Origin of the sequence: Tepidibacter aestuarii, from assembly GCF_934924865.1 — a bacterium.
Classification (GTDB): domain Bacteria; phylum Bacillota; class Clostridia; order Peptostreptococcales; family Peptostreptococcaceae; genus Tepidibacter_A; species Tepidibacter_A aestuarii.
This window is the reverse complement of record NZ_OW235315.1, coordinates 1,373,789-1,388,327: the sequence shown is the minus strand read 5'-3', so window position 1 is coordinate 1,388,327 and position 14,539 is coordinate 1,373,789. Positions and strand designations below refer to the sequence as shown.

Annotated in this window: 13 protein-coding genes; 3 read left to right on the top strand and 10 right to left on the bottom strand. The window is 28.0% G+C overall.

Annotated features, from left to right (window positions below; all coding sequences use genetic code 11):
- Window positions 1–137 precede the first annotated feature (137 nt).
- From M2214_RS06705 to M2214_RS06695, 3 genes are all read right to left on the bottom strand, one after another.
- The gene (locus tag M2214_RS06705) at window positions 138–785 is read right to left on the bottom strand and encodes a hypothetical protein (protein WP_248484036.1); all 648 of its coding nucleotides are present in this window, start codon (window positions 783–785) and stop codon (window positions 138–140) included.
- 597 nt (window positions 786–1,382) lie between these two features.
- Window positions 1,383–1,616 carry a hypothetical protein gene (locus M2214_RS06700; RefSeq protein WP_248484034.1) on the bottom strand — a complete coding sequence of 78 codons (234 nt, stop codon included), beginning with the start codon at window positions 1,614–1,616 and terminating at the stop codon, window positions 1,383–1,385.
- Between the two features lie 269 nt (window positions 1,617–1,885).
- The gene (locus M2214_RS06695) at window positions 1,886–2,632 is read right to left on the bottom strand and encodes an alpha/beta fold hydrolase (protein WP_248484033.1); all 747 of its coding nucleotides are present in this window, start codon (window positions 2,630–2,632) and stop codon (window positions 1,886–1,888) included.
- A 345-nt stretch (window positions 2,633–2,977) separates the two neighbouring features.
- Between M2214_RS06695 and M2214_RS06690 the strand changes: the two genes are divergently transcribed.
- Window positions 2,978–3,517 carry a hypothetical protein gene (locus M2214_RS06690; RefSeq protein ID WP_248484031.1) on the top strand — a complete coding sequence of 180 codons (540 nt, stop codon included), beginning with the start codon at window positions 2,978–2,980 and terminating at the stop codon, window positions 3,515–3,517.
- A gap of 95 nt (window positions 3,518–3,612) precedes the next feature.
- Here M2214_RS06690 and M2214_RS06685 read toward each other — a convergent pair whose 3' ends face one another.
- The 7 genes from M2214_RS06685 to M2214_RS06650 all read right to left on the bottom strand — a co-directional run bounded on the left by M2214_RS06685 (window position 3,613) and on the right by M2214_RS06650 (window position 11,402).
- Window positions 3,613–4,137 carry a phosphatase PAP2 family protein gene (locus M2214_RS06685; protein WP_330651565.1) on the bottom strand — a complete coding sequence of 175 codons (525 nt, stop codon included), beginning with the start codon at window positions 4,135–4,137 and terminating at the stop codon, window positions 3,613–3,615.
- Between the two features lie 312 nt (window positions 4,138–4,449).
- Window positions 4,450–5,739, bottom strand: coding sequence for a VTT domain-containing protein (locus tag M2214_RS06680; protein ID WP_248484029.1), 1,290 nt, complete (start codon window positions 5,737–5,739; stop codon window positions 4,450–4,452).
- Between the two features lie 145 nt (window positions 5,740–5,884).
- On the bottom strand, window positions 5,885–6,097 hold the full coding sequence (locus M2214_RS06675) for a hypothetical protein (RefSeq protein WP_248484027.1): 213 nt from the start codon (window positions 6,095–6,097) through the stop codon (window positions 5,885–5,887).
- A gap of 414 nt (window positions 6,098–6,511) precedes the next feature.
- Window positions 6,512–7,747, bottom strand: a complete 1,236-nt coding sequence (locus M2214_RS06665) for an HNH endonuclease (protein ID WP_248484025.1) — start codon at window positions 7,745–7,747, stop codon at window positions 6,512–6,514.
- 395 nt (window positions 7,748–8,142) lie between these two features.
- On the bottom strand, window positions 8,143–9,096 hold the full coding sequence (locus M2214_RS06660) for a hypothetical protein (protein ID WP_248484023.1): 954 nt from the start codon (window positions 9,094–9,096) through the stop codon (window positions 8,143–8,145).
- A 247-nt stretch (window positions 9,097–9,343) separates the two neighbouring features.
- Window positions 9,344–10,759: a group II intron reverse transcriptase/maturase gene (gene ltrA / locus M2214_RS06655; protein ID WP_248484022.1), complete on the bottom strand. Its 1,416-nt coding sequence runs from the start codon at window positions 10,757–10,759 to the stop codon at window positions 9,344–9,346.
- A gap of 454 nt (window positions 10,760–11,213) precedes the next feature.
- Window positions 11,214–11,402: a hypothetical protein gene (locus tag M2214_RS06650; RefSeq protein WP_248484020.1), complete on the bottom strand. Its 189-nt coding sequence runs from the start codon at window positions 11,400–11,402 to the stop codon at window positions 11,214–11,216.
- A gap of 445 nt (window positions 11,403–11,847) precedes the next feature.
- On the opposite strand from M2214_RS06650, the gene M2214_RS06645 reads away from it, so the two are divergent.
- Both M2214_RS06645 and M2214_RS06640 read left to right on the top strand, forming a co-directional pair.
- Window positions 11,848–12,336: a hypothetical protein gene (locus M2214_RS06645; protein ID WP_248484018.1), complete on the top strand. Its 489-nt coding sequence runs from the start codon at window positions 11,848–11,850 to the stop codon at window positions 12,334–12,336.
- A 58-nt stretch (window positions 12,337–12,394) separates the two neighbouring features.
- The gene (locus tag M2214_RS06640) at window positions 12,395–14,158 is read left to right on the top strand and encodes a S8 family peptidase (RefSeq protein WP_248484016.1); all 1,764 of its coding nucleotides are present in this window, start codon (window positions 12,395–12,397) and stop codon (window positions 14,156–14,158) included.
- The last annotated feature ends 381 nt before the right edge of the window (window positions 14,159–14,539 follow it).

Below are 14,539 nucleotides of genomic sequence, written 5' to 3'. Positions count from 1 at the left end.
GTTTTATAACATTTTGGTTTTATATAAACAAAATTTATATATTTTATGCATAAATAAAATTAAAAGCACAAAAAACTCCAAGATAAACAACAGATTTTTTTGTGCTAATGGGTTATATAATTTAGTATGTAACTATTTTATTTAGATTTTTCAAAATCAAAATTTATAGAAGTTACTTTTTTATTACTAGCATCTATTGTCATGTATACTACTTTATCATCTCCTGTTTTTTCATCTTTTCCATATGCAAAATCATATTCTGCATTATTTCCTACTCTTAAAAAGCTTATATCTTCAGCATTTTTTACAAATCCTTTTTCAAGTATAAAAGCTTTTCCTATTTTAATAGCTTCTTCTTTATTTGAATTTGCTTTTTCTATAGCTTGTTCAATTTCTCCCAACGATTTATTATCTCCTTCATATCCTATCTCTTTAACTTTTCCATCTTTCTCTAAAGTTACAAAATAAACCTTATTATTAGCATTATCTAGGTATACTGAAGTCCAAAAGCTATTAGTTTTTAAGAATTCAATATCATTAAAGTTTTTAATATCTACCTTAATCCCAAAATATTTATCATATGAATTAGCAACAATGTCTAAAGCTTCTTCTTTTGATATGTCACTTTTAACTTTTTCTAGACTTTGTAAATAAATTGCTTCTTGCTTTTTCATTCCAGAATCTGACAAATTATTAAAATCCTTAGCCGATGCATTAATGCCTACTGTCCCTCCTGCTAAAATTCCCATTATTAGAAAACCTGCTATTTTACTTTTTATTTTCATTTGAATCAACCTCCTGTTTTTTTGATAATTTATTTATTAATTTAATATAATAATAAACTATAAATATTATAAAACTTTCATATAGTTGTAAATTAGTTGTAATCTTTATATTATTTATTTCATATAGCCACTTAAATCTATGCTATCAATCACTTCATGTATTTCTTTTCCATCCATTACCATAAAAACACAGGTTATTAGTATTTACAATACTACAATAAAAGGTATTAGAGGTAGAGCCAGCAAACATGTCACCAGGCGCAAAGTATCTGGTTAAATTTTACATAACCTTATAATTTAGATAGAAACTATGCCCTAAACATAAATTTAGATATTTATTCAAAAAAGACTCCTGACTAGGAGTCTTTCTACTTCGCATAATGTACGTTATTATATCTTTTCCATTAATTACCACATACATTTTACCATAATATCGTATGCTTTTATATTTACTTTCTATTTGTGTTGTGCAAGAAAAAACAGTAGATTTGGTTGGCTACTGTTTTGGCTATTTGTGTTTATATAGTTTTCCTATGATTAGTATTATATTTTACCTATATGTCAAAAGCATATTTTAATACTTAACATTAAATTTTATCATTTTTCTTCAAATTTCCACTTTTTATAGTTATATATTGCTTGAATAGCAAAAAGAATACAACAGAATACCATTACTTTGTTTGAGCATATAGGTACAAGTAACAATAAAACAGGCGAACACCATAATGTTCTAATAAATTTTCTTCTATAGCTTAAGTTACAGTAAAATAATTCAAACCCCTCATCAACTTTAGTAGAACTAATACTTTTTCTAGAATCTTCTTCATTCAAAACAATCACCACCTTTAAATCTAAAATGTAAACTATTTAATACTCAATACTAATTGTAATTTATAATTATATACAATATATATCTAATGAATATATATTTAAGAATTAATAAAGCATATTGCTTATTATACTTTATTTTTTATGATATTAATTTTATGTCTAATGTAGCATTTAATTTAATTATTATAAGTTAGTATGCATTTTAAGAATATCCAATTATAAAAATACCGTAAAATTCAATTCTGAATAATACGGTATTTTATTATGATTTAGGACAAAAATTCCAAAACTAAATTTCTAAACTCTTCTTTGTTACTAAACATAGCAGGATGATTTCCATTCTCAAAAATAACCAATTTAGAATTTTTCATTTTTAAATTAATAGCTTTTAATGTACTTTGGACATTAGGTATTAAATCATCTTTGGAGCTTCCTGTAATTAAAACATTATTTTCTATGTTACTAAGTTCATAATAAAAAAAATTACCTATATTTCTTGAAAAATCAATAATTAAGCTTGTATTTTTGTCAATAACATTTTTCCAATCAAAGCCATGCATTATAAACCAAAACAATTTAGAACCTAACTTGTTTTTTGCTATTTTTCTATCATCTACAATTTTTTTTGCAAACTCAAAAGATAAATTTTCTCCTATAAAACTATCTACAATTATTCTGTTAAATAAATTAGGTTGTTTCAATACAGCATTTAAAGCTACAATAGCCCCACCGCTTGTCCCTAACAGGTTAACATCATTAATACCAATATGCTTACATAGTTCAATAATCATATTAGCATTAAAATCCCAATAATTTAATGGTAATTTATCTACTCTTTGAGATTTTCCTTGACCTACTAAATCTACTAAAATCACTTTAAAGTTTTTAGAATAGAATTTTAATTCTGGTATAAACATTTTTGAGGAAGCTGTATCTCCATGTATAATAACTAAAGGTCTCCCTTCAGCAGATACTCTATAATATATATTAATATTTTCATACTTAAAATAAGACATTTTTAACCTCCCAATAACAAACATTGTAAAATTTTTTAATAAATATTTGTTTTATATAATCTACATGAGAGAGTTAGTAGTTACTCTTACATATAGACTATTTTAGTTTATTGAAAATTTCCATTATGATACCTCCTTGTAGCTTGTTAATTCGCATTATTATACTATTCCGTACCTTATATTTTTTCATATATATCTTTCATTTGTTTCCACGTATATATTACCATAACATACCATTTTTTCATACTTCTTATATATTTGTACAAGAAAAAACAGTAGCTTTGAGTGGCTACTGATATGATTATTTGTGTTTGGATATTTTTCTAGGAATCAAATGCTGAAGATATGATAAATGATTTAGCTAATCAAGATTGGGCAAAAGTAAATGATAAATTATCAGCATTAGAAAAAGAATGGTCTACTTATGAACCTATATCTAAAGAAGAAAAATTTTCTGAGGACCACATCAATAATTTTACTACTGACTTAAATAATTTAAAACAACAAATTCAAGCTAAAAAACAATATGAAGCTTCATTAGCAGCTAACAAGGTGACTTTAGATACTGTCAATTTCATAGATTTATATAATCCAAAAGTTCCAGCAGATGTAGGAAAATTAGATTATTACGGAATACAAGTTATGCTTACTGCTGAACATGGAGATTGGAATCAAGCTGAAGCAGACAGCCAACCAGCTATAGATACTTGGAATAAAATAAAAGCTCAGGTTGAAAATATTAATGCCGATTATGCTAAAAACTTTTCTGATACTATTACAAAAATGTCTGAATCGGCACAAAAACAAGATGTCAAAATGACAAAGGAATTTTCACAAAAACTACTATATGAAGTTGATACGCTAGAATCAGACTTAAAAAAATAATTGCTATCGATTTCAAATACAATATAAACTCATTTTAAATTTAACTCCCAATTACTAACTATCGCCTAGTAATTGGGAGTTTTTTATTATCAAATTTACTTTTTTATAAATTTATATGTTATTAAATACGATAATATTAGACCTAAGATAATACCTGCTATAACATCTACAGGATAATGTACAAATAAATACACTCTAGAAAAAGCAATAAGTCCTGCTAAAATCATAGTAAGGACTTTATATTTTCTTATCATATTTCCTATAACTCCTGCAGCAGCAAACGAGGATGTTGCATGCCCTGAAGGAAAAGAATAAGATAAAGGTTTTTTTATTAATAAATTAATATTAGTAAATTCTATAAACGGTCTTGGTCTTTGCATTAAATTTTTTAATATTCCCTCTACCAGAATAGTACTTAATATTAATGCAAAAAAAGACAACATTCCTACTTTTCTATACTTTTTATTAGTTATCAATATCAATGATATTATAATCCATATAATTCCACCATTTCCCAGAAAGCTTATAATAGGCATAATTTTATCAAATATATCATTTTGAAAATAATTATGTACAAAATTGAGTAACGATATATCTATCATCTTAATAATTTCAATCATATAAATATTCTCCTTATCTATAGGCTTTTTACCATAAAGATTAAATTATTCATTAATTATATTACTGTTCATAGAGATTTTAAAAATAGATAAGTTAATATTTAACATAAAAACCCTATAGTATATTTTGATTCAAAATTATTTTTAAGATTTATTAATTCCGCTATAGTATAAGAACATAATGCAGTAACTTCTATTAATGATTTTTACATAATTAACACCTTCTTTCATAGCTTTATTATTGATACGCAAAGAAAATATTATTCAGTATAAGTTAATATTCAACTCAAAAACTCTATAAATACAGTTATATTAAAATTTGCTATTTGGTTTTGATATTTGTAATCGATAAATTTCTAACAAAAAAATATTAAAACTTAACCATACCCCTCCAAAAACATATCCAGCAACAACATCACTTGGATATTGCAATTGGAAATATATTCTATTTAATCCTATAGCTATCAGTAAAATAACTGTTATCAGTGAAAAGATCATTTTTAGAAATCTACTTTTAGCATGCCTAACGAATACAAATACTGTACATGCATAAATCACTAAAGACACGAGAGCTTGTTCACTGGGGAACGTATATATACTTTCACCATAGGAAGGTCCTAATCGATGAAAAACCTTCCGTAATCCTTCATCTAATATTTCTCCTCCTATAATTACAAACATATAAAAAGCTATTTCAAGCGCTTTATTCCTTCCTCTGCATATAATCCATAAAAATGTTAATAGTATTACCGGGAGTAATACTTTATAAGATGCTAGCCAGCCAAAACTTTTCATTAAATATATGAATTTATCAGTAAAAATCAACTGAATCAATAAAGTTATAACTTTATCAAATTGCTGAAATTCATTAGCCAATAAATCTTGAATCAGTCCCATCATAAAAATAAAAAGTCCAAGAAAAATAGTAGCTATACTAGCAATAAATATCTTTGCTTTTCCTAGAGAATTAAACTGTTCTGTTATATTTTCTAGTGTATTTAAGATGAAGTTACCTATATGCACTTTATAAGTATTATACGCAAGCACTAAGATCAAAATAAACGTTACAATTATACATCCAATGATTAAATATTTTTTTATTGAATGATGAAATACTTCCCACTTAGTTCCTAGAACTTTTCCTAAAGAAATAAAAGTACTTGTCCAAATAATAGCACCTGTATATGCATAAAAAGTAAATTTGCGGTATGGGATTTTCGTAATTCCAGAAAAATATCCTGTAATATGCCTTACTCCTGGAATAAAATATGCTATAGCCAATACTCTTACCCCATATTTGGTAAAAGAATTAGATGTTTTTTCTAATTTTTCTGGCCCCATATGCATATAATGCCCATATTTTTTGAAAAATGGTATTCCTAATCGAAATCCTAACCAGTATGAAAAAGTAATCCCAAGTATTGCCCCAAGACTAGCTACAATAATACTTTGACTCCATCCTAACTTCCCTTGAAATACTAAAAATCCACAATAGCTCATAAGAACTTCCCCTGGTATTGGAAGAGCTATCAACTCAAGTATCAATGCAAATAGCAATACAATATATCCATAATGTTCAAGCCATCCTTTAATTATTTCCATATATACCTCCAGTTTTTAACTGTGTTTATATTATTGCCGATTGTATTTACGCATAAAACAATTGTTACTTTAAAATAATTTTTTAATACCCTAATTCTAGAGTATTTCCTGTCAATATATCAGCAATTGAAAAAAAGCAATCGCCTTATTCAATTACTTTTTTTGTTAAATCTCTTAGATAAACTAAAAGTGTAACTAGTCCTCCAACTATAATACACGAATAATAACTTATTATTCTCCATAAAATCATAGCATATACTACCAATCCATTTGTAAATAAAAAGCTAAAGAACATATAAAAAGCTCCTTCTGATGCTCCAACATTTCCAACTTTACTTTCTATAACGATATCCTTCATAGTGTTCTATACTTCTCTATCGCTTCTTTTTTCTTTGTGTCTATTTATATATATTTGTGTCTTACCCCATTTTACAAGAAAATCTAACTTGCCAAATCCTGTATGTTAGCGTGTTGACGTAGGTATGGTATGCGAGGTAGATTTTTATTGATTTGGTGCATTTTCATCAACTTGCTTACTATTGATAGATTTGAAGGAGATTATGCTGTAGTTGAGCTTGATGATCTATAGTTAATATCCTTAAGATTCTAATTCCTAAACAATCTAAAGTTAGAGTTGATTTTGAAGAAACTGAGAAAAGAAGAAAAGAAATAGAAAATTTAATGAATGATTTATTTGAAGATTAAATATTATAACAAAAAACCTCCAACTACTACCCTTGGAGGTTTTTATAGACTCCCTTATATCTCTTAATTATAGATTTTTCAACTTTTCAATGTCATCTTTGCAATCTAATATATGCATTCTTTTATGACAGTTAGGACATAAAGCTACTGTATTATCTATAGAATCTTCTCCGCCTCTAGATAACCACTCTATATGATGAGTTTCTAAATAAGGCTCACCTTTCTTATTGTTAAAAGGAGCCTTTTGGCCACATAACTGACAAATCCCATTAGCTCTTCTTTTAGCTAACTCTGCTACATGTTCATCTCTGTCATATACAACCGTATTTACATTCCTGGTTCCTGATCTTTTTCTAGCTCTCTTTGCTTTTTCTAAAAGTTCTTTGTTAGATAATTTTTTAGCTTTTTTTTCTTTCTTGTCTTTATTTTTGTTATATGAATTATCTTTGATTACTACGTCTTGGTTTTCATTACATCTTTTTAAAGGGAATACCCAAACCTTTCTTATATCATTGTTCTTATCCGGTTGGTCTTCTTGGTATGGTTTATCACATAATTCAACTTCACCTTCAAAGATATATTTTCCTTCTTCAAAAACTTCAAATAAATATACTTTAATGTCTGTATCATTTGATTGATATAATACTTTGTTCTGAGCATAATCTAAACTTTGGTCGCCAACCTGTCCCATACCTGTATAATGAAATATCCCATCTATCCATCTATCATCATATAAAGATTTGGTATGATCAGAAATTATAGATAGTGTATTAGTTCTGTGAGCTCTTCTCATTCCTGATGAGTTGCTACATTTAAATAGATGCATTATCTGATTGTTTGCAAGTATATCTGACACTTCTAAATTTTTAATTCTGTTTTTAATCATTTTTTCTTCTGAAAGCTCAATATATTCTTTTAACTGCTTATTATTATTTAATTTAATAGGACCTCTAATAGATCCGTTTAAGCCATTCTCTCTCATTAATTCATAAGTCATTAAATTTTCTTTGTCTTGATCAAAATAATCAATCATTTTCAACCTTATATAATCTGCATTATTATCCACATTCATTCTATCTGAATTGATTACATAATCACTATCATCTATAAATTCTTCAGGATTTATCTCTACAACTTTAGTTTTGATTGCTATGCTTTGAATTCCATATCCAATATATATGTACACGCTATCATTAACATCAACATTACTCTTCATTCTCCAATCTACTTGACCTAACTCCTTAAATGCCCTTATTGCATCATAATAATTTGGATCTGCTGAATAAATCCAAGTATTTGTCATATTCTATATTCCTCCTATATTTAAATCATTCTATTCGCCATAGAGTATAAAATTTCTACATAAATACTATGCATCCCTTCTAAATTTAACCTTAACAGTAAGTTTTGACTAATAAATATTGCCTAATCCGTAGTCTTTACTGATGCATTTTTTCTGTATCCTATAACTAAAGCTATTTTTATTATATTTAACATTAAAAAAATCATTTGGATTGTTATAGTTCTTTACAACAATAAAATCTGCCATATCAGCATATAAATCATGGCAGATTTCAATTAATAATATCAATTCACTTGTTTTACTAAAACTTCTTTTCCTTCAAAAAAATTCTAAACTCTATTATATTACTTATTCTTCTATGTACTAATTCCTGTCTATCGTTTCTATCTCTTATTTTATATGCCTGTAAGTGGTTTCCCTATTATTTCTTCAATCTTTTGATGGAGTAATGTAGCCTCATTATTAAAAGTACTGTTCATAAATACTTCTTCTAGAGCATCACTTGAATCTTCCCACACATCATATTCTTCAACAATACTATCAGATGAAGCCATTATAGATTCATAAAAAGAATGAATTGGTTTCGAAGTATATTCACTCTCTGAATACTGTATAAATTCTTGTTCTTTAAATCTATCGATCATAATTTCTTTAAAACGCTCATACCTATCAGGGTTTTGTTCAAAATACTCAACGAGGTCTAGCTCTGTTTGTTCACCATAAAATTCTCCACCAAGCATAATTGTTCTAGCTTCGACATTGTCACAATAGCAAAACATCTTTAACATATTATCATCAAATCCAAATCGACTTGTAATTTCATAAGTATAAATAACTGCATAATCTGCATGCTCACTATCCCAATATGGAATCAAATAAGCACCGATTAAGTAAGCATATTCAGGAATGTTAAGTGCCAGTAAATATAATGCTTCAATACCAAACACACACAGATCATCTACCCACATATTACAAGTATCATTGTGACGTCTAGAATATGATACAATTTCTTTGGCTGTAGATATAACATTCTCTTTAAGTTCTGGAAACTTTAAAGCATGAGAAAATAAAATCGTTTCTGATGCATTCCCATTGAAGTCCATTGTATCAAAATTCAGATGGCTTTCACCCCAAATACTAAGCTTATCTAGTTGTTCAAAGCAACCATCCGTTTTTTGTAATGGCTCAATAGTATCTTCAACTTTTTTAACAAATTCTATCTGATAAACCTCATCTTCAACAACTTGATCTGATTTCAAAAGTTCCTGATACTCCTCTAATACATAATGAATACTGTTAATATCATTTAATACAAACGATAATTTTTTATTTTTATCAAATTGTCCCATAGTGTTTACTCCTTCTTAGTCATATTTTATACATATTATACAATAATTAAATAATATGTATAATTTTATCACTATAGATGATTTTTTCATATATTATTCTCATATATTTTAAGGTTATTATCTTAACTATAGCATAATTGGCAATTATCTATTTATACTTTTATGAGAATCGAGTAGGAGGTAAATAATTATTTTATTTACCGTCCTCTCACACCACCAAGCATACCGTTCGGTACTTGGCGGTTCATTAAGACAATCTGATTTTCTTGTACTGTGAAGATAAACTCTTAAAACCATGATTAATCAATCTTTGATTAGTTATGGTTTTATTTAATATTGGACTTCCAGATATTCTCCAATGTCCTTTTCGTGTATTCGCATATTCCAGTGCTTTGTGTTTTGGTATCCCTAGTTTGTTTAGGTTTTTAAATCGTGTTTTGGTTTTCTTCCACGTTTTCCATATACAGGCTCTAAGGCGTCTGCGTATCCACTTATCTATTTCTTCTAGTTTATTCCCCATATCTGCTAATTTGTAGTAGTTCACCCAACCGGTTGTAATTTCTTTTAGTTTCTTAAGTCTAAAATTAAAATTCATACTCACATTTCTATTTGTAATCTTTCTAATCTTTTCTTTAAGACGTTCATAACTTTTATTATGAACCCTAAACCTAGCACTACCTCTACAGTAGTAAAAGCTATATCCTAAGAATTTTCTTTTCATAGGAGACGACACTGCACTTTTCTCAACATTGACCTTCAGTCTTAACTTTTTCTCTAGAAATTTTGTAATGCTTTCTAGCACTCTTATTCCACTTCTTTTACTTTTAACGTAAATATTTGCATCATCTGCATAGCGACAAAATTTATGTCCCCTTTTTTCTAGTTCTTTATCAAGTTCATCAAGTAATATGTTACTTAATAATGGGCTAAGAGGTCCACCTTGGGGTGTTCCATCTTCTAATTTCACAATCACACCATTTAACATAATACCTGAGTTGAGATACTTTCGTATTAATTTTAATACGCGCTTATCTTTTACTTTTCGTGCTAGAAGTGACATTAATATATCATGATTAACAGTGTCAAAGAACTTCTCTAAATCCATGTCTACGACATATCTGTTGCCTTCATTAATATACATCTGAGCTTGTTTAAGTGCCATATGAGCACTTCTTTTTGGTCTAAATCCATAACTATTTTCTGAAAATTCCTTATCAAATACTTCATTTAATATTTGTGCTATAGCTTGTTGAATTAATCGATCTACTACTGTTGGTATTCCAAGTAATCTTACTCCACCATTTGGTTTTGGTATTTCTACTCGCCTAACGGGTTGTGGTTTATATTCTCCATTCAACAGATTTGAAATCAAAGAAGAGACATTTTCTTGTAGAAAGGGGAGAAGTTCATCCACTCTCATTCCATCAACACCATGACTCCCCTTATTTTTCTTTACTCGTTTATATGCTTCATATAAATTTCTTTTACTTACAATTCTTTCGAGTAAATTTTCAGTATCCATTTCAGATTTAGCTTTCGAATTTGATAACGCCGTTAAACCACTGGACGCATTCTGTTTACCTTGAGTTTCCAACTCTACTTCCACAGTCTTGCTCTCTTTTGAGATTTTCTGTCTTTTATTCGTGTTTCCCGAGTATATCAAACTTACTCACCTCCCTAATGTTCAGTCCTTCCCGCACTACGTGCACATAGTGTGGTATTATGACCTCTGCTGACTTCTTACCGTTCAGTCATGTATCACTACATGAGTTATTATCTAGAAATTCATCTTTTGATAATGTACCTGTAAGACCTCCCCAGGTAAGAGCACAAACTTTCCCTCCATATATCTGCTACATTTACTTTCCTTGTTTCGGATAGTTTTGGACTTTGATTTGTAATGCAATCTCATCCACAAGGTTAAGCCTCAAATGTAGTTCGTGTACCTCAGACCAGAGTTTTGCCGCCGACTTCCTTCAGATTCCACCTCACGATGGACACCCTTGTCTTAAGCTAACGGTTGGCACTATCAACCCCCGTATCGGACTTTCACCGACTAGTTTGTACCCATGCTGGGCGCACATTAAAAAAGACAATCCCTATAAAGAGATTGCCTTTTAAAGCTTTATATAAAACCAATCTAAGAAAGTTCTTATAATAGATTTAAATAAAGCTAGAAGTATCCATTTTATCCTACTGTATTTATTATTTTGTAGATTATAAATATTAACTTTTACATCAATATTAATATCTAAATAATAAATATGTATAAATAAAATGAATAGGGATACTAAAATACATTCCATAGATTTACCTCCCAAATAATTTTGTCAAATTATTTGTCGGGTGTTAATCAATTAAATTATCTTTTGTAATTTATGATTTTATCTAATGTATTAGCATCTTAATTATATTATGAGCTGTTTTAATATTTTTTATTCATACTTTTTTATTTTTTATATGAGTCTTAAATACAAATATAAAGTTCTATTTACTTGTTCAACTGCTAAGTCTATAAAATCATCATTTTGATTTATTGTATGTGCTTTATCAAGGTCATTATAATATTTTATTCTATTTTCATATCTATAGATATTTATTTAATTCTATTTTAAATTTTTAAAATTATATTATGAATTTTGTTTTTTTAGATTTATGATAGTGTTTTGTTACTTCTATATAGTAACAGAAACTAAAACGTTTGAATAATCTATTTAGTAGTGTCTAAAAAATAGTTAAGGAGGATATTGTATGCATTATAATTTATTGACCTATCCATATTTTTTTATATCATTATATCAATTAAGAAAAATTCCTTATTTATATGTACCTATATTCTATCCTGTATTTATTAATAATCCAGGTAATGAATTTTACTTTAATCATGCAGTAGGAGCTAAGCCTTATAATAATTCCAACCACGTTTTAGGAGTACAGTTTCCTAATATAAATTTATTTTCTGTACAATTTGGAAATTGTAATTCTAATAGCTGTACCATATTTGTGAAATATAGTAATAATGTAGTTACACAATTTAATATCAATCCTACGCAAACAACAGTATCTCAGCAAACATTTAGTTTACAATCAATAGAAGGTAGATTTAGAGCAAAATTGACACCAAATAAAAGTGGTAGTCGATTATGTGTAAATGTATGTATTGAGCAATATAATCAAAATATAAACAGGTGGGTTAAGATTGCTTCAGATAATTGCATCAACGAGTGTACAAACATTTAGAGATTACTATTATAAAAAAGAGTGTTCTATATTAATTATTTAAGGGAAGGAGTTTATTATGGGAATAGATGACCCAATTATATCAGATCAATATGTTGATATAATAGTACACTATGGCGGTGATTTAAATAAGTTGGATCATTATGTAGCATATCACACTGCACAATCTTATCAAATCGTAAATAATGATATTGCAATATTGCATATTAAAGAAGAATCAGAAGAAAATAGAATACAATTGCTAGGGAATTTAAAATACTCTCTTGTTCCTAATTTATATGGTCCATATGGTGTTACATATGAAGAAGAAGATCTTATAGATTACAAAAAGCATTTTTCAGAATATAATGGCATTAAAAAATATCATGATATGTTTGGAGGAAAGGATGTTATCATTGGAATTATTGATTCTGGAATCGATTATACGCATCCTGCCTTTATCTATGAAGATGATACTTCCAAAATTATTTCTATTTGGGATCAGACAATTCAGGGAAACCCTCCTGATGAATTTGAATATGGAACAGAGTTTACAAGAGAGGAAATTAATCAAGCCTTAAAATCTGAAAATCCATTTTCAATTGTTCCAACTAAAGATAAATCTGGACATGGAACATTTTTAGCAGGTGTTGCTGCAGGAAAAAAAATAATTGAAAAAGATGTAAATTTTATAGGTATTGCTCCAGATTCAGAACTTATCGTAGTAAAATTAAAAGAATCAAAAAAATATTTAAAGGATTTTTATTTAATTGATGATAGTTCAGTAACTGCTTATCAAAGTACCGATTTGATGATGGCTGTAAAATACTTAACTAAGCAAGCTCAAAAACATATAGGTAAACAATTAGTTATTTGTATTGGAATAGGTAGTAATCAGGGAGGTCATGATGGAAGTAGTACATCTGAAGTATATTTATCTCAGGTCGGTGCTAAAGAAGGAAATGTAGTAGTTGTAGCAGCGGGAAATGAAGCACTAACACAAAGGCACTACTCCGGAGAATTTTCTAAAGATGAACAAGAAGATGAACAAGAAAAAGTAATTGAAATAAATGTGGGTAAAGGCGTAAAAGGATTTACAATGAATATTTGGAATTCTTTCCCAGATCTTATGCCAATATCAATTCAGTCACCAACTGGTGAATTTATTTCTCAAATACCATTTAATATAAAATATAAACAAGAAGAAAAACATACATTGATACTTGAAGAAACTGAAATATATATAAAATATGAAATGTTCGAAATGTTATCTGGTAATCAACTATATTCAATCCGATTCAAAAATCCAACTGATGGGATATGGAACATTATTTTATATGGTGATTTAATTGTTAATAGAAAAGTTCATAGTTTCATTACTAGAAGTGGTTGGGTTGACAGTGTACATTTTTCAGAGCCTGAGCCTAATTCAACTATTACAGAACCATCAACTGCTAAAGGGGTTCTAACTGTTGGAGCATATAAATTAAAAGATAAAAGTTTAGTTAAATCTTCTGGGAGAGGAAATACTAGAAATGAAAATATCAAACCAGAAATCGTAGCACCTGGTTTTAATGTTAGTGGACCATCACCTAATAATGGTTTTAAAAAAATGACAGGAACCAGTGTTTCCGCTGCAATTACTGCAGGTGTTTCAGCGTTATTGCTTGAATGGGGAAAAAAAAATGATATGTATATGAATACTCAAACTATAAAGAACTTTTTTATAATGGGAGCTGAAAGAATAGATATACGAAAATACCCAGATAAGGAATGGGGATATGGACAGTTGAATTTAAAAGGTTTTTTTGATAAAATAGTAAAAATAATAATCAGAGATTAATAGTATAATTGAATATATATGATAACTATTATTAAAATATATTAAAAGCGATCAAAATTTTGATCGCTTTTCTACTTATAAAATTTTATTACCAAACTAATTCTATAACACTTGTATAAAATTAATTTATATGTATGTTTTTGAAAATTATATATATTGCTTTATATCATAATGTACAAATATACTTTTAGTAAACATATAGTTTGCTTATGCTATAATTTACATATAACAAATTAGAAAAGGGACTATTATAAAAGCTGTACTTTATTCTGGTAAATCTGTTTTTATTGGTAAAGATGACTCTATTGAAAACCAGACACAAATGTGTAACGAAAACTTTTCTATAGGTAATATAAATAGACCTAAATTCTAATAGCTTAT